Source organism: uncultured Bacteroides sp. (assembly GCF_958445495.1).
In the GTDB taxonomy this organism is placed as follows: Bacteria; Bacteroidota; Bacteroidia; order Bacteroidales; family Bacteroidaceae; genus Bacteroides.
Window position 1 is genome coordinate 118,397 of sequence record NZ_CAUCSQ010000003.1, and the last position, 23,709, is coordinate 142,105.

The window sequence follows — 23,709 nt, forward strand, 5'->3', positions numbered from 1 at the left end:
GTCGAAATTCAAGAAAGACCCACTTTCCAACCTGAATTCCGACCGCCGTATCAACTATAAAAAGAATCCTATCAATCTCTGTTTGAAGAGTAATGATAGGATTCTTTTTATATTCCCGCCAAATTGCGACCCGTAATTTCACAAAAGCATTATTTTAAATTCAACATCCTTATTTCTACCGCTATGCCGAATACATCCGGCAAATTACTCAATAAATATTCGCCATGCTTACCAAAGGTTCATATAACTTCTCTATATCCTGTGAATCCATCTCAATTTGTACCTGATCGCCCGGCATCAACTTTTGTCCTCCAGGAGCCCGGTTTTTCCGGTCACGATGGATATTAATAATAACACAACGTTCCGGCAAGCGAAGTTCATCCACAATTTTCCCATCCAGATAAGAACCGCTCATCACTTCTACCGACAACGTATAACGGGCTTCCTCTTTAAATGCAGGCGAATGAATCATATCCTCATACAAAGTCACGTTAAAAGGTTTTATCTGGAGCATCTCCGTAAAATAATAAGTCAATCCCCCTACCACAATAGAAGGATAAAAAACCTCCAGATGCCCTGTTATCTCGGTTATCAATACAATAGCCGTCAGCGGAGTGCGGATTACCGCCACCAGAAAGGCAGACATACAAATAAGCATGATATAACTGATATTCTCATAGACAATCATTCCCTGTTGAACCATAATCAAAGCGACAATCTGTCCGAAAAGCCCCCCGGTCACTAAAGTCGGGATAAAATTTCCTCCCGGCAATCCCGAAGAAAAAGAAAAAGCACTAAAGACAAAGTGTAGCAACATCATACCGACAAGCCAAAGAAGATGAGTATCCGGATGCATAGCCTGCGAAAGCAGAAATTGTTCTCCTCCGCCTGTCAGATTAAACTCCGCAAAAGAAATCAGACACGCGATAAAAAGCAAATACAACATTTTCACATACTCCGGATGTTTTATAGCCGGATAGATACCTTTAATCTGAAGAGTCGTAACAGAGAAAAACTTCCCAAAAACAGAAATCACAGCCGCCAACAGAAGAAATAACTTCACTTGAGACCAGAAAGTCATCTCCGGTACAACCGCATCAATATGAAAATAAGGGTTCACAGGAAAAATCCAACTGGCAACCCCTCCTGCAACAACCCCTGCCAAAAGAGTAGTTATAGCCGTTTTAGGCGCATCAAACCGCTCGATAGATTCGATAACCAATAATGAAGAAGCTAACGGAGCAGCAAAAGCCGCCGCCAATCCGGCTCCGGCACCGGCCGCCAGCAATTGTTTCCGTTCGCCGGCAAGCACCCTCCCCCATTTAGACACCAGGCAACCAACATACGAGCCAATCTGCACGGAAGGCCCTTCACGTCCCAAAGACAATCCGGTGCTCAATGCCAATATCCCGCCCACGAATTTGGCAATCAATTCGATAAAAGGATGTTTGTAGGCAACCCTCCCGTTAATAACCCCACGTGTTTGCGGAATTCCTCCCCCTGTTATCAGAGGCATCTTCTTCACCAGCCAGGAAACAAATACAAGAACACCCCACATCAAGAAAAAAAAGGGGATATACCAATACCATTTCGGGTGAGAGTTAAAGAAACCATAGCGAAGATTAAAGAAAAACTGCAACAGATAATGATAAGGCACGGCAACAAGTCCCGTCAACAGTCCAACAAAGATACTGACAAAATAAAGCCGTGCATCAATTAACTTCAATTTAAAAATCCGCCAACGGCCCTTATCCTTCAAATTATTGACAAAATCAAACATTCGGCAAGGTTTTCATTGTTTTTTAAGTACGACATACAACAATCAAAACCTCATTGTGGTTTCGGATAAATGAAGATTTAATCCTTAATTATCGTCCCATAAGATTCAGACGAAAAATGACATGCATCATAAAATAAGAGCCTAATGCATTATAATCCGTATCACGAATAGCCGTGGCGGTAATTGTCCGCACCATTGACACATCCTGGCGGAGTATATCATATATCTTAAAACGAAGTAACAATTGTTTCCGTTTCAGAAAAGCCTTCGACAACTGGCAATTCCACATCAGGTTCTCGCGGGCATATCCGCTATAACCGTAACCCGAACGCTGAAAATAAGTAAACTCACTGAACAACTCTATACCCCACGGAAAGTAATATTGTATTTCCGCCCCTATCCGCGAATCGTAAGTTTCCGTGCGCGTCTCCCTCACATTATTATGAGAATTATTATAAAGCAACTCCGCACGCGCACTGATTTCCATCTGTTTGGTCCGATAAGTCAGTTGTAAACGCTGACGTGCGGTAAGATGCTTCACCGTACTTTTCACAGGAGCCTCTTTGTTAAGTGTGGTATATCCGTTCTGATTTCTGAATTGAAAATAAGAATAAGTACGGAATATCCAGCTTCGGTTCCTGAAAGGAGTATTGAGGGAAAAAGAACCCATAGCCCGCCAATTTCCGTTCAGATTGAGCGGGGTAGTAGTCCGTACCCCTGTCTCGCTGTCATAAGTCACCTGATTGGTGACACTGTTGACGGTATTTTCCACCAAAGCGGTAGCAACCATATTCCGTTGATGTTTCGTGTTATACGAATTGAAATTCAATGTAAAAGTATTAGTATAAGAAGGTTTCAAAGAAGGATTGCCCACCCGGATATTCAAAGGATTGGTACGGTCTGTCACCGGTTGAAGCTCACGGATATTAGGCTGCCGGCTTTTTCCCCGGTACACAAGTTGCAGACGGGTACGCCTGGAGAATTTATAACGGAAATTGACTGTAGGTGAAAAATTAAGGACAGCTCTCTCCAACTGATTTTCCGGTTCCTCTTTCAAGATGGAATGACTTACCGACTTTTGCGGTTCGATATCAGCCCCGATGTTGTAATTATACTTTTTCCGCGAGGTACGGATAGAAAGATTAAACAAATGGTTACTATATTGATTTTCAAACCGGTTACTCGCATCTTCATCATAATCCGGAGCAAACTCCTCCAACTCCTTGTCCCAGTCATAAACAAACCGGTCCGAATTATTTACCCGGTACTGGTAACTATAACGAAACTGAAGAAAATGAAGCCAGGGCAACGGTTCCACATATACCAACTGCACACGGTAATTATAACCGTCCACGCTATTTTCTATCCGTTGGTTTTGAAGTTTCTCCGTATCATTCTTAAAATAGTGAGTAGCAGAAAGATTTTTTCTGGCCGTCGAAGAGGCATTGGTTCCATAATCGACTTTCAAGGCGACATTCCTTCCCGTACGGCTCAACTTCCGGCTAAGTTGCAACATCATAGTCATGTTATACGAAGAACTGTGATTGGTTCCCGAAGATTCTTTCTCATTCAGTAAAACTTCATTCCTCCACCCTTGCTGAAACCCTTCGTTACTTCTGTCATTAACAGACGTACGATATTGAGGACGGAAAATCAATGTCGTGACGGAATCCATCTTCCATTCCAGAAACGCATTCGCTATCAGGTTATCATTTTCCAAACGGTTACGTCCGGTACTCCGGGTTATTGACTGGTCCTGGCGAAGAAAGTTATCTACTGTCGTACGGCTGTCCTCCAAACGGTCAGTCCCTACATATTGGATATTCGAACGAAATTTGACACGCTGCCAGTCATAAGTGACATTGATTCCCAAAGAACGGGAAGTCGTCAACCCTTTCTGGGTACGGAGATTCCCGCTGGAAGCAGCGGATTCCTTCTGCACCTCGGAAAATCCCTGATTATTCGTATTATTCAGATTCCCGATAACCGTCAATTGGGAATTATCCCGGAAACGGTTCAGCGTATTTGCCAGTTCATAACGGTCTTTACTCCCATACCCGCCCATAAAATTCTCCAACCATCCCCGCTTCATGCTCTTTTTCACCGATAAATCGAGAATCATCTCTTCTTCACCGTCATCAATACCGGTAAGGCGCGCCAAATCCGACTTACGTTCATACGCCTTTAACTTCTCCACCATTTCCACCGGCAGGTTTTTAAGGGCCGCTTTCGGGTCATCGGAAAAAAATTCTTTTCCATCCACCAGGATTTTCTTCACCTCTTTCCCATGAATCAACAATTTACCTTCCGTATCAATCTCCCCTCCGGGAAGCTGTTTCACCAAATCCTCCAGCATCGCCCCCTCAGGAGTACGGTAAGCAGAAGCATTAAATACGGTAGTATCTCCTTCCGTAACTGCCATCGGCGCCTGTCCCACAACAACCGTTTCATCCAATGAAACACTTTCAGGTATCAGAAAGACATCAGCCAAAGAAGATGCTCCATTATCTCCTGAAGCCGGTACAGTACGGTAAATAGGCGTATATCCGATATAAGAAACCTGTAACAAGAAAGAACTTTTCCCAGAAACAGGAACATACAACTGATACTTCCCTTTTATATCCGTAGCCCCTCCTGCCAATAAAACACTGTCCGGCAAATCCAAAAGGCGGACGGTAGCAAATGATACCGGCTGCCCGGTTTCCGTATCAAAAACACGTCCGGTAAAGCACACTTTACCGGACTGTGCACAGACTGCGACACTAACCAGTACCCAGATACAACAACCAATCAGACGATACTGAAAAGAATATAAATGTCCGTCCATGCCACATCGTGTCGATTAAATAAACAAACTACTTTTTAACAACTGTTATCCCTGATGCGGAGCACGGGGTCTCTGTCCCGGATGATGTCCCGGTCCCGGCTTCTGTCCTTTCCTACGGTCAAATTCCCTTCTGAACTTATTCATGTTACTCTTTTCCTGTTGGTAGATTTTCATAATCTGCTTTTGAGACAGTATCTTACTAAATTCATTATAATACTTCTCACGAATATCAAGCATTTTCCGGCTTTGCGTAAACTGATTCTTCAACATTGCCGCAATTTCATCATCAGTCATAACAGATTTCGGAGCCTCCTCTTTCGCCACCGTTTTTGTGCCTTGGGCTTTTTCCGTTTTCGGCTTATGGTTCATCATGCGGCATTCACGCAGTTCTTTCAGGTATTTCTCATAAACCGGAGTAAACTTAGCGGCCGTCGCATCGTCCAGCATCAGTGTTCTAACCATCTGGTCGGTCTGTATCCGTACCATTTGTTCCGGCGTAGGGCGTTGTCTTTTCTCTTTTCTCTCTTTATTCTGGGCCGAAAGAGACATCTGGCTTCCCATCAGGAGAGCAGCTAAAATCACATAAACAAATCTCATCTTCATAATTTCTACACTTTAAAAAATTAATTAGGTTACTTTTAATTTAAAAATATATCATTTTCGGAGAAGTTGACGAGCTCTTCCAACTCCTCGTCCGACAATTCTTTAATCCACTTATCTACCGGATCCGTATTATTACTCCTTTCAACAGCCAGCGCATCCGAAGAAGCCGATTTAGTCCCGTCCATCCGGTATAATGACGGAATAAACAAAACCCCTGCCAATACCGCCGCCACAGCAATTGCCGAAGAGACAATCAGCCTTATACGGGATTTCCGTTGCCGTCCCGCTCCGCTCCGCACCATCACCTTCCGTTGCATATCCTCAAAAAATCCGTCAGGAACACGGTAAGGAGTCTGTTTACCGATATCGTCAAAATCAAAATCCTTTTTCATTACTCTATCTCTTTAATATATATTCCTTTATCTTTTCCTTCGCATAATGATAATTCACTTTAAGCGTATCCACTTTGCTATCCAGAATCTGAGCAATCTCGGCATATTCAAGCTCATCATAATAACGTAAGTTGAATATAAGCCGTTGCTTCTCCGGCAAACTTAGAATAGCCTCCTGAAACTTTACAGCCAATTCATTTTCATAATCGATGTAATCAGACGCTTTCAGTTTATTCATCAGCTCGTCCCGGACATCCTCGGCAGAAACCATCCCTTCTTCCTTACGGCTATTCAATAAGCGCAAACTTTCATTCGTCGCAATCCGGTAAATCCATGTCGACAGCGTACTCTCCTCGCGAAACTGCTCCAGACACCGGAATACCCGGATAAAAACTTCCTGAACAACATCTTCCGCATCTTCGTGAGATACAACCAATCTACGGATATAATTATATATCGGTTCCTGAAAAGCGTCCATCAACATCTTGAATCCCCGTTCACGATTCAAGGCGCAAGCTTCCCGGATTTTTGTCTCATTTATCATCAATCTTTTTCTAAGCTTTATTGATTAGAACGAAGAAAAACATGGAAGTTAAATACAAGATTCCGTATTTCATCTTTATTAACATAGACACCCAACAATGGACAACATCTTCTTTTTTACCATTGTCTTTTCATTATTCTCCTTTAAACCAGGACATAACGATATATAAGAATAGAGAAATAACTTTGTCAGAACAGATAAAAGAACGGTTAGAAATAAATTCGGTAATTCTAAGAATCCGGCTTTACGATACGACAGCAACATTCACTCATAAAGTCCGGTTTCAAACAGAACCGGAATCTACCGGCAAAACAACCGGTCGGGAAAAACGAAATCGATTTTAAAGATGACAATACGGGCAATCACTTGTCCGAAACAGAAAAGTATATGAAACGGGAAAATATATGAAAGGAACTAGATAGTCCGCTATCACCAAAACTTATTATGCTCCTCGCTATATTCAAAACCTGCGGCTTTTAACCGGTTTATCAGTTCGCTTTTATTCACATGCATATCCTCACAAAGCTCGTCAAGAGAAGAATAACAATCACGCAACTTCATATTAATGACACTGAACAGCATCATCGGGTCTTTGGGCAATTCCATATAACATACAATCTTTTAAACCGGATGCAAATTTACATCAATCCTACCAGACAGCCAAACAAATAATCATAAATTCCGGACAACATTTACCATTTTAAAATTGCGGCTTTCATATTCCTTCCCCCTTTCATCAGAAATGAAATGAATCCATTTTCAAATTAAACCGGTTTACCTGACTAAATTATTTAACATCTAAAAAAATCAATACAATAACCTCTATCAATGATTAGCGTACCCATGTTGCAAAACACGGTTATAATGCGAACCCGAAAACAAGTATCCATAAGCAACAAAGCCCTTGGTTACAAAAGTTCGAATTTTATCCATAAACAAAACGATGCAAATGCATAAAAATCATAAGATGAACGATAATTTTAACAAATTCTTCAGTTTTATCCTTACCTTTGTAAATAATATTGGAGTGTCATACTCAAATAACAATAAAGAAATTATGCAGATAAATAAATCCAAATTATAAACAAGCTTATTGCAATTGAATGTATGTCGATATGGAGCAAACTCATAGGATTCAGAAATTCTGAGGACACACATAATGTCATCAGCAATAAAACCGCATCTACTATACCATACGATGCTTCACACTATGCTATAGTAGATGTTGAAGTCAGTTTGCAAGATTATAAAATCCATGACATCGGGGCGCTCCGTTATGACGGTTCAATCTATCATAAAGCTTCGAAAGAGGAACTCTTTGAATTTCTTAGTGATACGGACTATATTTGCGGACATAATATCATCCATCATGATGCCAAATATCTGTTTGCGGACAAAACATATCGCTGGATTTTGGTCGACACACTTTATCTCTCACCCCTATTATTTCCGGAACGCCCTTACCATAGGCTTGTGAAAGATGACAAACTGATAAGCGAGCAGATGAATAATCCCGTGAATGATTGCAAAAAAGCAAAAGATTTGCTACTGGACGAAATCGCACGCTGGAATCGGTTGCCAAATGAAAAACGTTTGTTGTTTGCATCTCTACTGAAGGATAAGAAAGAGTTTAAAGGATTTCTCCATATGGTAGGTGCCGAACATACTGATGACAGGATTTCCGAACTGATAAGACATCTTTATGTAGGCAAAATCTGTCAACACGCTGATCTTGATATGCTAATCAAACAATATCCCTGTGAGTTAGCATACGCATTGGCTCTAATCGATACTACAGACTACCGATCCATTACTCCCGGATGGGTACTTCATAATTTTCCCAATGTGGAATTTATTGTGAAACTCCTACGTCATAATAGTTGCAACAAAAGTTGTATTTACTGTAACACCCAATTGAATGTACTCCACAAATTAAAAGCATTTTTCGGATATGAGCAATTCCGCACATACGAAGGAGAACCACTCCAAGAACAAGCAGTCCAAGCGGCAGTGAACGGCAAATCATTACTGGCAATATTTCCTACCGGTGGTGGAAAATCACTAACTTTCCAACTACCTGCACTTATGGCTGGTCATTCAGTACATGGACTGACGGTAGTCATCTCACCGTTGCAATCGCTGATGAAAGACCAAGTAGACAACCTTGCAGACAAAGGCATTACCGATGCTGTAACCATTAACGGTCTATTAGACCCGATAACAAGGGCACTTTCCATACAAAGAGTACAAGACGGAGATGCTTCACTCTTGTATATAGCTCCCGAAATGCTTCGTTCCAAAACCATCGAGAAAATTTTGATGGCACGCCATGTCGTGAGATTTGTAATAGACGAAGCACATTGCTTTTCTTCATGGGGACAAGATTTTAGGGTCGATTACCTTTATATAGGCAAATTTATTCGGGAATACCAGCAAAAGAAAAAATGTAAGAATCCAATACCCGTATCTTGTTTCACCGCTACGGCTAAACAGAAAGTGGTGCAAGATATCTGCGACTATTTCAAACAAACATTAAATTTAGAGTTGGAGTTATTTGCGTCAACGGCTTCAAGAACAAATCTGCGTTATTCCGTTATACATGCCGAAACTGACGACGACAAATATTCAAAACTGAGGAGACTCGTGGCAGAATCAGACTGTCCGACAATTGTTTACGTATCACGTACTAAACGTACAAAAGAGCTGGCGGTTAAATTGACTCGTGACGGCTACAAGGCATTACCTTTCAATGGAAAAATGGAATCTGATGAAAAGATTACCAACCAAGAGGCATTTATGAACGACCAAGTACGTATCATCGTGGCAACATCGGCTTTTGGCATGGGAGTCGACAAGAAAGATGTAGGACTCGTAGTGCACTATGATATCTCCGATTCATTGGAAAATTATGTGCAGGAAGCAGGCAGAGCCGGCCGTGATCCGAATCTTAACGCACGTTGTTATGTGCTCTATAGCGACAACGATTTAGACAAGCATTTTATACTACTGAATCAAACAAAATTAAGTATCAGTGAGATACAACAAATTTGGAAAGCCATAAAAGGTCTTACCAAACAACGTATGACAGTGAACTGCTCTGCACTGGAAATTGCACGGCTAGCAGGATGGGACGATTCGGTATCCGATATCGAAACCCGTGTACGGACAGCTTTGGCAGCTTTAGAACAAAGCGGATATCTGATAAGAGGGAACAACGTCCCTCATGTCTATGCCACTGGCATCACGGTAAAAAACATGGATGAAGCAAGAATGCGCATATCAGCATCAGTATTATTTAGTAGTGATGAAATAGAGAAAGCTGTCAGAATCATCAAATCGCTGATTTCCCAAAAATATATCGCCAAAGCGCAAGATGCAGAAGCAGAGTCAAGAATCGATTATTTAGCGGATATATTAGGGATAAGCAAAAGAGAAGTTATATCTGCCGTAGAACGAATGCGGCAGGAAGACATATTGGCAGACAGTAAGGATATATCTGCCTATTTGCTGGATACCGGCGACTCGGAACGAAAATCTAAAACACTCCTCGAACGTTTTGCAAAACTCGAACAGTACATTCTCACCAGCATTCCTGACGAGCCTCTACGAACATCCTATAAACAACTAAATGACAATGCCATAAACGATGGAATCAACACATCCAAAGAAAAAGACATACGGACACTACTCTATTTTCTCTCCGTCAAAGGATATACTCGCAAGAAAGAAGATACAGTTCACAATATAGAAATCAACCGCCTGACAGATTTGGAATCTACCATCAAACGTTTTGAAAAGCGAATGGAAATCAGTCGTTTTACCGTGGAATGGCTATACAAGTCAGCTTTAGATACGGCAAAAGAAAACTCGCCGAACAAGGCTATTCAATTTTCTGTAGTAGAACTTCTGAATCAAATAAAATCAAGTTATCAATCCCTCTTTGACAGGCTCGATGACCTACAGTTGGAAGATGTGGAAGAAGCGCTTCTGTATTTGTCGAAAATCGGTGCGCTAAAACTTGAAGGCGGCTTCTTAGTCCTTTATAATGCCATGAACATTCAAAGAATAAAGGACAATAAGTCGAGATATAAACAGGATGACTACCGGATGCTTAATGAATTCTACAAACAGAAAATCCAGCAAGTCCATATTGTGGGCGAATATGCCAATTTGATGGTAAAGGATTATAATGCAGCATTACAATATGTCCAAGACTATTTTCAGATGGACTACAGGAAGTTTATCGCAAAATACTTCAAGGGCGAAAGAATAAGCGAGATACAACGTAACTTGACACCTCAAAAATACGAACAATTGTTCGGACAGTTATCCAAACGCCAAATGGAAATCGTTTCCGACAAAGATTCACGTTGTATCGTTGTTGCAGCGGGGCCCGGTAGTGGAAAAACGAGAGTATTAGTCCACAAACTCGCATCACTCCTATTACTTGAAGATGTAAAACACGAACAACTTCTGATGTTGACGTTTTCAAGAGCCGCTGCTACGGAATTCAAACAGAGACTTATGGAACTCATCGGTAACGCGGCCCATTTTGTGGAAATAAAGACATTCCACTCCTATTGTTTTGACCTTTTGGGACGGATAGGAAATCTTGAAGAAGCGAAAAACGTAGTTGAAAAGGCAGCCGAAATGATTAGTCAAGGAGAAGTAGAGCCAAACAAAATAGGCAAGACAGTGCTGGTTATAGATGAAGCGCAGGATATGGGTATTGAAGAGCATGCGCTTGTAAAAGCTCTTATGACCAACAATGAAGAAATGCGTGTGATAGCAGTGGGGGACGATGACCAAAACATTTATGAATTTCGTGGGTCCGATTCCGGATATATGTACCAACTGACACAAGAAAACGGAAGCAAGTTTATCGAAATGACCGAAAATTATCGCAGTACGCACTATATCGTGAATTTCGCTAACGAATTTGCAAAAGGTATCAGCAAAAGAATGAAAAATAGCCCCATTATCTCCATGAGAAAAGAGGATGGTTGGGTTGAAGTGACACGACACCAATCAAAATACATGTATCAGCCACTCGTTGAAAAATTACTTCTCCATAGAGAAAAAGGCTCTTCATGTGTACTTACTCAGACCAATGAAGAAGCTGTTATCTTGATGGGCCTCTTACGAAAACATGACATAAACAGCAAATTGATACAGTCAATGGACGGTTTACGCTTTTGGAACATGGCAGAAATGAGATATTTCTTGAGGTATATACACAAACGAGTGGAGACACCTCTGATTCCGGAAGAATTATGGAAAGAAGCCAAACAGGCAACTCTTTCCACTTATAACAGAAGTCAGAGTTTGACGTATGTAAAACGTTGTGTAGAGCAGTTCGAACAAACCAATAAAGCAAAATACCTCAGTGACTTCAAAGAATTTGTATTCGAATCGTCAGTGGAAGACTTTTGCGATATCTCAGGTGCGGATGTTGTGGTATCGACCATTCATAAAGCTAAAGGCAGGGAATTTGATGACGTGTACATGCTCATCTCTGGCAATTATCCGAAAGATATTCATCTGATGCGTCGGTACTATGTAGGAATAACCCGTGCAAAAAATCGTTTGTTTGTCCATACGAACGGCGATTATTTCAATCATTTAAGTGCAAACCGGTATTTTATCGACCCGAATCCGTATGAGATGCCCGAAGAAGTTGTTTTACAACTCTCTCATAAAGACGTTTACCTAGGATTCTTCAAAGAACGCAAGCAAGAAATTCTGGCATTAAGAGGCGGAGATTCCTTGAACTACAATGACTTTGTTTTGTATAGCTCACTAACAAATAAACCGGTAGCAAAGTTATCGTTGAACATGCAAGCCACATTATCAGAGTGGGAAGAAAAAGGTTATAAAGTGAAATCTGCGTCTGTAAGGTTCATTGTAGCATGGAAACCTAAAGATGCCCCAAAAGATGAACCGGAAACAGCCGTCCTGTTAGCAGATTTAGTCCTTTCTTTGTAATTCTCCAAAGGCATAGCAGTCCTTTGGTTCAAAAGATAGTATTTCCTTTTTTTCTTCTATGGAACACATTCATTACCCCTTTCTGACAGTAAGTTCTATTTTAAAGTGTTCATCCATGCATTGACGACCAAGCCGAATTTGCCGTTGCCCAAGATTGTGTGAAAAAATCAACCTCTTACAAATTATTCTATAAAGAACATCCCTACTAATCCCGTAAAGCAATACTGCTTCTGGAATTGTCAAGTAGCCTTTACTTGCAGGCATGCGTTTAGCCAAAGCCTTACGTTACGCTCCTTTTTCTTTTGCGATTTGTCCTTTCTTGTATGCTTTCCTGGGAACAAGCCGGACAATAATACTTCGACACTAAGATAGGAGGAATGAAGATTTTACCGCACTCCTTACATTTTTTTGAATGGTGTAATTACCTCTTAGCATATTCTTCCCGTTATAAATAAATGGTTTATATTAATTTAAGTTGTACCTTATTACCAAATAAGACATAATGCAAATAAGAGATAAAAAAGCCCATAGAAAACACATAGCAACCATGAACCCCATAAACGCAAAAAGCGTGCAACTCATTGAGCTGCACGCTTTTGCTTATTATTTATTATCTGTATCCTTATCGGAATCATTTCACTTCCTCAAAGTCAGCATCCTGAACATTATCACCATGTTTAGTATTATCCTGCTGACCTGCACCCGCATTCATATCAGGACCAGCCTGCGCACCGCCTTGAGCGCCCTGTTGCGCATACATTTCAGCACTTGCAGCCTGGAAAGCAGTATTCACTTCGGCCATAGCAGCGTCAACGGCAGCCAAATCCTGTGCTTTATGAGCATCTTTCAGTTTCTGCAAGGCAGCTTCAATCGGAGCCTTCTTGTCTGCAGGCAACTTATCACCCAATTCCTTCAACTGGTTTTCAGTCTGGAAAATTACGCTGTCAGCTTGGTTCAGTTTATCAATCTTCTCACGTTCCTTCTTATCCGCTTCCGCGTTAGCTTCAGCTTCTGCCTTCATCCTTTCAATTTCTTCCTTACTCAAACCGCTGGAAGCCTCGATACGGATAGCCTGTTCCTTACCCGTCGCCTTATCCTTGGCAGACACCTTCAAGATACCGTTAGCGTCAATATCGAACGTAACCTCAATTTGAGGAACACCGCGACGAGCAGGAGCGATACCAGTCAAATTAAACTGTCCGATTGATTTATTCTGTGCAGCCATCGGACGCTCACCCTGCAATACGTGAATCGTCACCTCCGTCTGGTTATCGGCAGCCGTAGAGAATGTCTCACTCTTACGGGCAGGAATAGTCGTGTTAGCGTCAATCAGCTTAGTCATCACGCCACCCAGCGTTTCAATACCCATTGACAACGGAGTAACATCCAACAATACCACCCCTTTGATTTCGTCCGTCAAAACAGCACCCTGCACGGCAGCACCCACAGCTACCACCTCATCCGGATTCACACCCTTGGAAGGAGTCTTTCCGAAGAAATCTTCTACCAACTTCTGTACGGCCGGAATACGGGAAGAACCACCCACAAGGATTACCTCATCAATATCAGCATTACTCAAACCCGCATCACTCATCGCCTTCTTGCAAGGCTCAAGACAAGCCTGAATCAGACTATGTGCCAAAGATTCGAATTTAGCACGAGTCAATGTCTTAACCAAATGCTTAGGCACACCGTTTACCGGCATGATATACGGCAGGTTGATTTCCGTGCTCGTAGAAGAAGAAAGCTCAATCTTCGCTTTTTCAGCAGCCTCCTTCAAACGTTGCAAAGCCATCGGGTCTTGCGTAAGATCAGCACCCTCATCATTCTTGAACTCCTGTACCAGCCAGTTAATGATTACCTGGTCGAAATCATCACCACCCAAGTGAGTATCACCGTTTGTAGAAAGCACCTCGAACACGCCACCGCCAAATTCAAGGATAGAGATATCAAACGTACCGCCACCCAAGTCGAACACGGCAATCTTCATGTCCTTATGAGCCTTATCCAGACCATAAGCAAGAGCAGCCGCTGTCGGCTCGTTAACAATACGCTTTACTTCCAGACCCGCAATCTGCCCGGCCTCCTTCGTTGCCTGACGTTGAGAATCGGAGAAATATGCAGGAACAGTAATAACCGCTTCCGTCACTTCCTGACCCAGATAATCCTCCGCCGTCTTCTTCATCTTCTGAAGAATCATTGCAGAAATCTCCTGCGGAGTGTACAGACGTCCGTCAATATCCACACGCGGCGTATTGTTGTCACCCTTCACTACCTTATACGGAACACGTTCCACTTCCTTCTGTACCTGGTCCCACGTCTCCCCCATAAAACGCTTAATAGAGAAAATCGTACGTTTCGGGTTGGTAATAGCCTGACGTTTTGCCGGGTCGCCCACCTTACGTTCGCCACCATCCACAAAAGCGACTACGGAAGGAGTCGTACGCTTACCTTCACTGTTTGCAATTACTACAGGTTCGTTACCTTCGAATACGGAAACACAAGAATTCGTCGTTCCTAAGTCAATTCCAATAATTTTTCCCATGATTGTTATTTTTTTATTTATTATTATTCAATGATTTCTTTTTGTCCGGTTATTTCTTCGCTCCCTCAGCAGGGCTTCGTCTTAAACGGACGCTTATTAAAAAGCAAACCGTGTGCCAAAAAAGAATTATACGAATTATGACACGACATCTGCCAAAACGACAGTCAAAGAAATAAATAGTGCTGACATTATCACAACCGGACCCAATCATCCACTGCCCCTTTAAACAAATAGAAATCACTCTGGTTCAAGAAAAGATATAAAAAATATGCAGAAGCCCGAAAAGCCTTTACTTACTTTCCGGACCTCCGCATACCTTATATATTATATAACCGACTATATCTTCTATACCCGGCCTTTTACTTCTCCAACACAAGAACCAATCCGCCGTTTGCATCATACAGACCGATTCCCCCGCCGGACAACACGTCGAACGATTTCACTTCATTCAACGCCTTCATAATCTTGCCCTCCGTCTCCATATCGGGACAAGCCATCATCGTACTTGCCACTCCCGGAAAAGAGATAGACCTCGCATTCGTGGTCTTCGTTTCAAATCCTCCGTTAATCAAGTTACATCCGGCATTGCCGTGAATAGATTTCTTCTTTACGTCAAATGCGATGAAAGGTTGCTTTTCCATGCCCGACGGAACCGCTTCACCGTTCACCTCTTTAATTTTCCACTCTCCATTCAAAACCGAAAGCTTCACGTCAGCCTCCTTCTTTTCAAGAACCATAACCGGACGATTAGCCGCATTACAGAGATAAACTCTCTCCTTACCCGCCTTCCTGTATCCTTTCACCTGTGCCAGAGCTCCCAATACATTCCTCTCGGTAGTCATATCCGGACACATCATTCTAGTGCTGGCAACCCCTTCAAGGCTAAGGCTTCCCGGTTTTGCATTCACATCGAAGTTACCCATCATACGGTTACATCCGCTATTGCCGGACAAACGGCCGGAAGTCGTATCAAAAGAAATAAACGGAAGAGTCTTGCTTTCGCCCGGAGTAACTTTCGAGCCATTGACTTCTATAATATTCCACTCCCCGTCGATAGATGACAAAGGAATTGCCTTTTCCACCGAACGGCATGAAGACATTGCAAGTGCTGCACCCGCAACGCAAATTGAAACAAAAACTTTCTTCATATTGTTATAACGTTTAAGTTAAATCGATGGCAAAGATACGGAAAAAGATTGATAAATAATATCCAATACATTATAAAATATATACATCTGCCATTTAATGTACAACAAACAAATGATTTACATAGTTCATTCAAAGTAAATTTAACAGGATACGGAAACAGATAAAAAAACAGAATCCGGAAAGGACATCCCGCAACGATACAAATAAAAAGGAGTACCGGCGAATGATTATCTGAAAATAATCCCGTATATTTGCCAAGCTAACAATTCATAATTCATAAATCGTAATTTATAATATAGAAATGGGTAGAGTTCTTATTATCGGTGCAGGCGGTGTCGGAACCGTTGTTGCACACAAAGTAGCACAGAATGCCGACGTATTTACAGATGTCATGATTGCCAGCCGTACGAAAGAGAAATGTGACAGAATCGTCGAGGCGATAGGTAACCCCGGCATAAAGACGGCTAAGGTAGACGCAGACAATGTAGACGAGCTGGTAGCCTTATTCAACGACTTCAAGCCGGAAATGGTGATTAACGTAGCCCTTCCCTACCAGGACCTGACTATAATGGAAGCATGCCTGAAAGCCGGCGTCAACTATCTGGACACAGCCAACTACGAACCCAAAAACGAAGCTCATTTCGAATACAGTTGGCAATGGGCCTACCACGACCGTTTCAAAGAAGCCGGCCTGACAGCCATCCTCGGTTGCGGGTTCGACCCCGGAGTGAGTGGCATTTATACCGCCTATGCGGCAAAACATTATTTCGATGAAATCCAATACCTGGACATTGTAGACTGCAATGCGGGAAATCACCACAAAGCATTCGCCACCAATTTCAACCCGGAAATCAACATACGCGAGATTACCCAGAACGGCCGTTATTACGAAAACGGACAATGGATAACTACCGGTCCCCTGGAAATCCACAAAGACCTGACCTATCCGAATATCGGGCCGCGCGATTCATACCTTCTCTATCACGAAGAACTGGAATCGTTGGTAAAGAATTTCCCGACCATCAAACGCGCACGCTTCTGGATGACCTTCGGACAAGAATACCTCACCCACCTGCGCGTTATCCAGAATATCGGCATGGCGCGTATTGACGAAGTAGATTACAACGGGATGAAAATCGTGCCGTTGCAATTCCTGAAAGCCGTATTGCCCAATCCGCAAGACCTGGGCGAGAACTATGAAGGAGAAACATCCATCGGTTGCCGCATCCGCGGACTGAAAGACGGGAAAGAACGCACCTACTATGTCTACAATAATTGCAGCCACCAGGAAGCATACAAGGAAACCGGCATGCAAGGAGTAAGCTACACCACCGGAGTCCCGGCAATGATAGGCGCCATGATGTTCTTCAAAGGCGAATGGAAACGTCCGGGCGTCAACAATGTGGAAGAGTTTAACCCGGACCCGTTCATGGAACAACTGAACAAACAGGGATTGCCGTGGCACGAAGTGTTCGACAAAGATTTGGAGTTGTAAAAACAAACAGAAGAGAATGTCATGATTCACGTAGGAGACAAAGCACCGGAAGTCTTAGGCATCAACGAGAAAGGCGAAAAGATTTACCTAGATGCCTATAAAGGAAAAAAGATTGTGTTGTATTTCTACCCGAAAGACAACACATCGGGTTGTACGGCGCAGGCATGCAACCTGCGCGACAATTATTCCGAACTGCGCAAAGCCGGCTATGAAGTAATCGGTGTCAGCGTAGACGACGAAAAGTCACACCGGAAATTCATCGAGAAAAACAATCTTCCTTTCACACTGATTGCCGACACGGATAAAAAGCTAGTGGAAGAATTCGGCGTATGGGGAGAGAAAAAACTGTACGGACGCTCTTATATGGGCACTTTCCGTACGACCTTCCTTATCAATGAAGAAGGCATCGTAGAACGGATTATCACTCCCAAAGAGGTGAAAACCAAAGAACATGCCTCACAGATTTTAAACCAGTAATTCCATTAATTATAAAAATAAGGTATGGCAAAGAAAGACGAACTTAATTTTGAAACAGATAATAAAATGGCATCAAGCGAAAAATTAAAAGCCTTACAGGCAGCCATGGAAAAGATAGAAAAGAGCTTCGGTAAAGGTTCTATCATGAAAATGGGCGACGACAGTGTTGAACAAGTAGAAGTGATTTCGACAGGCTCCATCGCCCTGAACGTAGCACTTGGCGTAGGAGGATATCCCAGAGGCAGAATCATCGAAATCTATGGTCCGGAATCTTCCGGTAAAACGACACTGGCCATCCACGCTATCGCCGAAGCTCAAAAGGCCGGCGGTATTGCCGCTTTCATTGATGCCGAACATGCCTTCGACCGCTTTTATGCAGCCAAGCTGGGAGTAAACATCGACGACTTGTACATATCCCAGCCGGACAACGGCGAACAGGCATTGGAAATTGCCGAACAGCTAATCCGTTCCTCCGCTATCGACATCATCGTTATCGACTCCGTAGCGGCGCTGACCCCCAAAGCGGAGATTGAAGGCGATATGGGAGACAATAAAGTAGGCTTGCAGGCACGCCTCATGTCCCAAGCATTGCGTAAGCTGACATCAGCGGTCAGCAAGACGCGCACCACCTGTATCTTTATCAACCAGCTCCGTGAGAAAATCGGCGTCATGTTCGGCAACCCGGAAACGACAACCGGCGGTAATGCACTGAAATTCTACGCCTCCGTACGATTAGACATTCGTGGCAGCCAACCCATCAAAGACGGTGAAGAAGTGCTGGGCAAACTCACCAAAGTAAAAGTGGTGAAAAACAAAGTAGCTCCTCCCTTCCGTAGAGCGGAATTCGACATCATGTTCGGTGAGGGAATTTCCCGTTCGGGAGAAATTATCGACTTGGGAGCCGATTTGGGAATCATCAAGAAAAGCGGTTCATGGTACAGCTATAACGACACTAAATTAGGACAAGGACGTGATGCCGCCAAACAATGCATTGCCGATAATCCGGAACTTGCCGAAGAACTGGAAGGATTGATTTTTGAAGAATTGAAGAAGAAACAATAACTCATTTTCATCCTGGAATCTCCCGGAGACCGTGAAAGAAGCACGTTAACGGGAGATTGCATGCATAAAAAGAACAGAGAGCCTCAAACGAATTGTCCTCCCCGCCAACGGTTAAAAACAAGTTCTAAATAAACAATAACGGAATCTCAAACTTGAGCAATGCGTAGCGAATGCTCTTCCAGCTAATTCGCTACGCATTATTTTTTACTAGCCACGCCATAGAAAAACACCTTGAATCCAAATGGAATCCTAAAAAAAACAACCGGAAACTGCCGGACATATAACAGGAACACATGAAACCCGGACCGTCCTTATTTCACTGAAAAACAAGAAAAAGTACCATTCACTATCTCCCCAAGAACGACACTTTTCTTTGCAGCCTGAGCAAAATTATAAAGAAACGCACATGAATTATTCATAAAGAACCTTACAAAAACATGAATCAAAATGGCAGAACCCTTTAAAAATATGTATAACGAACAATTCTTCAACACATTCACGAAAGATTTGAGACTCGTAGTCAATGATTTTGATACAGATAAATTCATATCGCAAATAATGGATGATGAATGGGAAGACAAAGGATATAAGCAACGCATCGCACATATTACAACCGTTCTTGGCAAATTCCTGCCTGCCGATTACCCCGAAGCAGTTTCCATGATTATTGAACTGTTAGATTGTATAAAAGACAAATTACCCGATTTCTCCCGAATAGACGATAAGAATTTCGGTTTGCTAACATTAAAATACGGAGCTATTTTAGACAATTATATAGAACAATACGGAATAGATGATTACGAAACCTCTATAAAAGCAATAGAAAAAATTACCCAATTCACAAGTTGCGAATTTGTCACCCATGCCTTTATAGCCAAATATCCGGATAAAATGATGAAACAGATGTTAGCGTGGTCAACACATGAACATTGGGGAATAAGGCGACTCGCATCAGAAGGTTGCCGTCCTCGCCTTCCTTGGGCCATGTCTCTGCCGAGACTAAAAAAAGATCCGACACCTATTATTCCAATTTTAGAGAATCTGAAAAACGACCCGTCCAGATTTGTAAGACTGAGCGTCGCCAATAATTTGAACGATATTGCCAAAGATAACCCCCAAAAGGTAATTGCGTTAGCCAAAAGCTGGAAAGGAGAATCAAAAGAAGTGGATTGGACAATCAAGCATGGGTGTCGAACACTCCTAAAACAAGGGAACACAGAAATAATGAAATTGTTCGGGTTTGATTCGATTGAGAATATCACCATACAAAATTTCCAAATCTTAACCCATCAGGTTAAAATCGGGGAAACGGTTGAATTTTCTTTTGACCTGTCAAACAACGATGTTAAAACCCCGATAAGGCTCGAATATGGAATATACTATCAAAAATCAAACGGAACATTGGCAAAGAAAATCTATAAAATCAGCGAAAAAGAATATGCGGAAAATTCTGTAACCCATATAATCAGAAAACACTCCTTCCGGGTCATAACAACCAGGTCATTTTATCCCGGTCTTCATCAGATAGCGATAATCGCCAATGGAAACGAATTCGGCAGGCTCAATTTTGAACTTGTCAAATAAAAAGCCCGCCGATTAAAACCTAAAATATAAACATATACAAAAAGAGCTGCCGCGAACCAACCTTGAAACCAGTCTTTGACGACCATAGGCTAAATCAGACAGCAACTCTTTTTATCAAAAAACCTAACCAGACAAATATATAGGCTGAGCCTTTTACATACAGCCTTCTCTCTCTTTTATATGCATCATACTCTTCTTCTATCTACTACTTATCCTCTCTCTCCCTATCCGTTCTCTTTTCACCCGCTCTTATACGAAATAAATATACGCCAATGTACTCAAGCTGATTACTATCCAAAGCAAAACACCCTGAACCAGCGGCTTAATACCTACTGCCTTTAACACATCCATAGAAAGAGAAGCACCGATAAAGAACATGGTAATCGTCAATGTCTTACGGGCAATACCGTTAATTGCAGCTCCAATCTGCGGCACTCCGTCCAACAGATACGTATTAACCACCATTGCCAATACAAAGAAGAAAATGAACCAAGGAATACTGATTTTCTGTCCTTTACTCTTGAAAATAAACGAAGTGGCAAAAGCCATCGGGATAATCCAGAGAGCGCGGGTCAGCTTGATAGTCGTAGCCACTTTCAACGCCTCTTCACCATAAGCCGCACCTGCCCCCACCACAGAACTCGTATCATGAATGGCAATTGCCGCCCATGTTCCGAATTGCTGCTGGTCCATACTCAACGCATGTCCAATCATCGGGAAGATAAAGAGAGCAATCGCATTCAGGATAAAAATAGTACCCAACGCAACAGACATCTCGCTGTCTTTCGCCTTCAACACCGGGCCTACCGCCGCAATGGCACTACCACCGCAAATAGCGGTTCCGGAACTTATCAGATATGCGGTATTCCGGTCAATCTTAAACAACTTGCGGCCGATAAACCAACCAATCACCAGCGTGCCGACCACCGAAATAACCGTAAATTCCATTCCTTCCTTGCCGGAAGCCAGAGCCGAATGAAGATTCATACCGAATCCCAGCCCGACAACCGAATACTGCAATAAATATTTTGATGTTTTCTTGTTGAATTTCGGGTGAGCCTGCCCGCACGCCAATGCGAAAATCAGTCCCAGAAACAGAGCCACCGGAGGAGTCACCCATGCAGACCAAGCTTCCAAGCCCGGAATATAATCTAAAAACAGAAAAAAAGTCAAAACCGAAAGTAACGCAACATAAATCGTCTTGTTGTTCGCCTGTAATGTTCTTGTAGCTGCTGAAATCATATTTTTTATCTTTAATTGTTTTTCCGGGTGCAAAGGTACGGGAAACAAATCAGACACACCAATAGTTTATAATTATGTATTATAACTTTTAGTTATAAGTCCAATCCCCGGCATTCCCCCATTCCCCGGCAACCACGCCTCTCCATACTTCTTCACACCTCCCCTTTCCTATCTTCCTCATCCGTTCCCGACTGTCCGGAAATACCGCAAACGAACCGGATTATTGCAAACAGCGCAACTAACGAATTAAAGATGCGGGGAACGCGGTCCGATTCGGAAACAGGGACTGCAGGAAGAGGAGTACACAGAATTTATATAAAGAAAAAGACAAACGAATAAAAGCGACCGCGGAAAAATACAGGAACACGCAAGAGCAATATGGCAATCAGAGGCTCTTGCTGTGATGCCCAGCAAACCGCATGAACACTTGCGGCAATCCCCCCTCCTGCCCCTGCAACTGCACGAAATCAAATTCACGCTGCATAGGCATTCCTTTTATCTCCACCACACGCAGGTTGCCCGCAACAAGTTCCTTATGTACGGAACGGATAGAAACAATCCCCATGCAATCCGTATGTTCAAGGAAAAGTTTGATGCTCTCCGTACTGCCGAGATACATCAGTACATTCAACGATGACAATTTCAAATTCTGCCGGGAAAGAGCACGTTCGAACACATCCAGCGTTCCAGACCCCCTTTCGCGTAAAACCAACGGAATATTCGGCAAATCCTCCGGAACAATCTCCTCCCGGACATCCAGCTTGGAATGCGCACGCACCACCGCAACAAGCTCGTCACGCAGAAACAAGGTATATTTCAAATTCGGCAAACGAAAGATACCTTCCACCAGACCCAAATCAATCCGGTGCTCCTGCAACGCCGTCTCTACTTCCCGCGAATTTCCATTAAGAAGAGAAAGATGGACTTGCGGAAACTTCGCTATAAAATCCGCCAGCAAAGGAGGCAGGACATATTGGGCTATCGTAGTGCTGGCTCCCAGTTTCAACTCCCCGATGTACTCGTTATGCAGCAAATGCATCTCATACTCCAACTGCTTGTAAGCATCCAGAATCCTCTCGCTATGCTTCAATAACAACTCTCCGGCATCTGTCAATGAGATTTTATTACCCTGGCGGTCGAACAGACGGGCCTGGTAATAAGTCTCCAATTCCTGAATATGCTTGGTAATGGCCGGCTGGCTGACAAACAACTCTTGCGAAGCCTTCGTAAAACTCAAATTCTTCGCTACACTCTGGAAAACCTTTAAACGAAAATCGGACACAGGATTCAACTATTTAGTTCCTTGGTACTTAAAATCAATATCGACAAACCACAGAGGACAAAAGCCGGCTTACAATTCGTCAGCTTTGATACCCAATGCCTGCATGAGAGGAAAAGCCAGCATGTCCCACTTATATTCCACCGGAAACTCAGGCTCGTTCATACGGAACTGGACAACCTCCTTCTCTTCTATCCCGTTCAGGGCATCGGTCACCTTCTTTCCATACTCTTCGTTGAAAGAGACTATTATCATCTTTTTCACCTCGGCCGAATCGGCAACGATAGACAACAAATCCAAAAACAACTCTTCCCTTGAAACCATCCCTTCCGAAGGGACGCTTGCAAACGAATATTCCCCGTAAGGGCTTTGAAAAGCGACTCCGTTCAATTCTTTTTCCAAATCGGAAGGCCGGCAATGCACGAGCCGGCTTGAAGCCTTATCGTAAACAAAAAGAAATTGCACCTCATTTTCCCCTTCCGTAATTCCAGCATCCAAAGTCAGATAAGTAGTCAGCATCGAAAGGTCTATCTCTTGTAAAGAACGTTGCAAAGATTCCTCAAAATAACCTTTCATATCCGTAATCACAAAATTCAGAAAAGCGGCATCAACCAGCACCACCGTCTCGGACAATTTTATTTGGGGTTTATCATTCATTTTCTTCAATTATTTCATTACAGCGGATAAAGATACTACAATTTTATTTATCCTCCTCATTTCGCGGCAAATTCGTCAGCACATCCGT

16 protein-coding genes are annotated in these 23,709 nt (G+C 42.7%); 5 read left to right on the forward strand and 11 right to left on the reverse strand.

Annotation, left to right across the window (positions count from 1 at the left end):
• Positions 1-208 precede the first annotated feature (208 nt).
• The 6 genes from Q5076_RS02365 to Q5076_RS02390 all read right to left on the reverse strand — a co-directional run bounded on the left by Q5076_RS02365 (position 209) and on the right by Q5076_RS02390 (position 6,752).
• Positions 209-1,780, reverse strand: coding sequence for a ClC family H(+)/Cl(-) exchange transporter (locus Q5076_RS02365; protein WP_303010627.1), 1,572 nt, complete (start codon positions 1,778-1,780; stop codon positions 209-211).
• 88 nt (positions 1,781-1,868) lie between these two features.
• Entirely contained in the window at positions 1,869-4,607 is a 2,739-nt protein-coding gene (locus Q5076_RS02370) for a TonB-dependent receptor (protein ID WP_303010628.1), read from the reverse strand.
• A gap of 45 nt (positions 4,608-4,652) precedes the next feature.
• On the reverse strand, positions 4,653-5,210 hold the full coding sequence (locus Q5076_RS02375; protein WP_303010629.1) for a hypothetical protein: 558 nt from the start codon (positions 5,208-5,210) through the stop codon (positions 4,653-4,655).
• Positions 5,211-5,245: 35 nt separating this feature from the next.
• Positions 5,246-5,602, reverse strand: coding sequence for a hypothetical protein (locus Q5076_RS02380; protein ID WP_303010630.1), 357 nt, complete (start codon positions 5,600-5,602; stop codon positions 5,246-5,248).
• A gap of 4 nt (positions 5,603-5,606) precedes the next feature.
• The gene (locus Q5076_RS02385) at positions 5,607-6,146 is read right to left on the reverse strand and encodes an RNA polymerase sigma factor (protein WP_303010631.1); all 540 of its coding nucleotides are present in this window, start codon (positions 6,144-6,146) and stop codon (positions 5,607-5,609) included.
• Between the two features lie 429 nt (positions 6,147-6,575).
• Positions 6,576-6,752: a DUF4250 domain-containing protein gene (locus Q5076_RS02390; RefSeq protein WP_303010632.1), complete on the reverse strand. Its 177-nt coding sequence runs from the start codon at positions 6,750-6,752 to the stop codon at positions 6,576-6,578.
• Between the two features lie 501 nt (positions 6,753-7,253).
• Here Q5076_RS02390 and Q5076_RS02395 point away from each other — a divergent pair.
• Positions 7,254-12,131: a RecQ family ATP-dependent DNA helicase gene (locus tag Q5076_RS02395; RefSeq protein ID WP_303010633.1), complete on the forward strand. Its 4,878-nt coding sequence runs from the start codon at positions 7,254-7,256 to the stop codon at positions 12,129-12,131.
• Positions 12,132-12,762: 631 nt separating this feature from the next.
• Here Q5076_RS02395 and dnaK read toward each other — a convergent pair.
• Both dnaK and Q5076_RS02405 read right to left on the reverse strand, forming a co-directional pair.
• Positions 12,763-14,676, reverse strand: coding sequence for a molecular chaperone DnaK (gene dnaK, locus Q5076_RS02400; protein WP_303010634.1), 1,914 nt, complete (start codon positions 14,674-14,676; stop codon positions 12,763-12,765).
• Positions 14,677-15,035: 359 nt separating this feature from the next.
• Entirely contained in the window at positions 15,036-15,824 is a 789-nt protein-coding gene (locus Q5076_RS02405; RefSeq protein WP_303010635.1) for an META domain-containing protein, read from the reverse strand.
• A 302-nt stretch (positions 15,825-16,126) separates the two neighbouring features.
• Between Q5076_RS02405 and Q5076_RS02410 the strand changes: the two genes are divergently transcribed.
• From Q5076_RS02410 to Q5076_RS02425, 4 genes are all read left to right on the forward strand, one after another.
• Positions 16,127-17,320, forward strand: coding sequence for a saccharopine dehydrogenase family protein (locus Q5076_RS02410; RefSeq protein ID WP_303010636.1), 1,194 nt, complete (start codon positions 16,127-16,129; stop codon positions 17,318-17,320).
• 21 nt (positions 17,321-17,341) lie between these two features.
• Positions 17,342-17,797 (forward strand): thioredoxin-dependent thiol peroxidase, encoded by a 456-nt coding sequence (bcp, locus tag Q5076_RS02415; RefSeq protein WP_303010637.1) that lies wholly within the window; start codon positions 17,342-17,344, stop codon positions 17,795-17,797.
• Positions 17,798-17,821: 24 nt separating this feature from the next.
• Entirely contained in the window at positions 17,822-18,859 is a 1,038-nt protein-coding gene (recA, locus tag Q5076_RS02420) for a recombinase RecA (protein WP_303010638.1), read from the forward strand.
• 447 nt (positions 18,860-19,306) lie between these two features.
• Positions 19,307-20,443 (forward strand): DNA alkylation repair protein, encoded by a 1,137-nt coding sequence (locus tag Q5076_RS02425; RefSeq protein ID WP_368389371.1) that lies wholly within the window; start codon positions 19,307-19,309, stop codon positions 20,441-20,443.
• A gap of 249 nt (positions 20,444-20,692) precedes the next feature.
• On the opposite strand, the gene Q5076_RS02430 is transcribed toward Q5076_RS02425, so the two are convergent.
• From Q5076_RS02430 to Q5076_RS02440, 3 genes are all read right to left on the reverse strand, one after another.
• Positions 20,693-21,685, reverse strand: coding sequence for a YeiH family protein (locus Q5076_RS02430; RefSeq protein ID WP_303010640.1), 993 nt, complete (start codon positions 21,683-21,685; stop codon positions 20,693-20,695).
• Positions 21,686-22,070: 385 nt separating this feature from the next.
• A complete protein-coding gene (locus Q5076_RS02435) occupies positions 22,071-22,967 on the reverse strand; it encodes a LysR substrate-binding domain-containing protein (RefSeq protein ID WP_303010641.1) in 897 nt (298 codons plus the stop codon).
• Positions 22,968-23,036: 69 nt separating this feature from the next.
• Positions 23,037-23,621, reverse strand: coding sequence for a DUF6621 family protein (locus Q5076_RS02440; protein WP_303010642.1), 585 nt, complete (start codon positions 23,619-23,621; stop codon positions 23,037-23,039).
• Between the last annotated feature and the right edge of the window lie 88 nt (positions 23,622-23,709).

What these genes read in the sequence shown, in the direction of transcription:
- Q5076_RS02380 (WP_303010630.1), bottom strand. Translation starts at nt 5,602, where the DNA reads ATGAAAAAGGATTTTGATTTTGACGATATCGGTAAACAGACTCCTTAC.
- Q5076_RS02395 (WP_303010633.1), top strand. Translation starts at nt 7,254, where the DNA reads ATGTCGATATGGAGCAAACTCATAGGATTCAGAAATTCTGAGGACACA.
- dnaK (WP_303010634.1), bottom strand. Translation starts at nt 14,676, where the DNA reads ATGGGAAAAATTATTGGAATTGACTTAGGAACGACGAATTCTTGTGTT.
- Q5076_RS02430 (WP_303010640.1), bottom strand. Translation starts at nt 21,685, where the DNA reads ATGATTTCAGCAGCTACAAGAACATTACAGGCGAACAACAAGACGATT.
- Q5076_RS02370 (WP_303010628.1), bottom strand. Translation starts at nt 4,607, where the DNA reads ATGGACGGACATTTATATTCTTTTCAGTATCGTCTGATTGGTTGTTGT.
- Q5076_RS02390 (WP_303010632.1), bottom strand. Translation starts at nt 6,752, where the DNA reads ATGGAATTGCCCAAAGACCCGATGATGCTGTTCAGTGTCATTAATATG.
- Q5076_RS02405 (WP_303010635.1), bottom strand. Translation starts at nt 15,824, where the DNA reads ATGAAGAAAGTTTTTGTTTCAATTTGCGTTGCGGGTGCAGCACTTGCA.
- Q5076_RS02410 (WP_303010636.1), top strand. Translation starts at nt 16,127, where the DNA reads ATGGGTAGAGTTCTTATTATCGGTGCAGGCGGTGTCGGAACCGTTGTT.
- recA (WP_303010638.1), top strand. Translation starts at nt 17,822, where the DNA reads ATGGCAAAGAAAGACGAACTTAATTTTGAAACAGATAATAAAATGGCA.
- Q5076_RS02365 (WP_303010627.1), bottom strand. Translation starts at nt 1,780, where the DNA reads ATGTTTGATTTTGTCAATAATTTGAAGGATAAGGGCCGTTGGCGGATT.
- Q5076_RS02425 (WP_368389371.1), top strand. Translation starts at nt 19,307, where the DNA reads ATGGCAGAACCCTTTAAAAATATGTATAACGAACAATTCTTCAACACA.
- Q5076_RS02440 (WP_303010642.1), bottom strand. Translation starts at nt 23,621, where the DNA reads ATGAATGATAAACCCCAAATAAAATTGTCCGAGACGGTGGTGCTGGTT.
- bcp (WP_303010637.1), top strand. Translation starts at nt 17,342, where the DNA reads ATGATTCACGTAGGAGACAAAGCACCGGAAGTCTTAGGCATCAACGAG.
- Q5076_RS02375 (WP_303010629.1), bottom strand. Translation starts at nt 5,210, where the DNA reads ATGAAGATGAGATTTGTTTATGTGATTTTAGCTGCTCTCCTGATGGGA.
- Q5076_RS02385 (WP_303010631.1), bottom strand. Translation starts at nt 6,146, where the DNA reads ATGATAAATGAGACAAAAATCCGGGAAGCTTGCGCCTTGAATCGTGAA.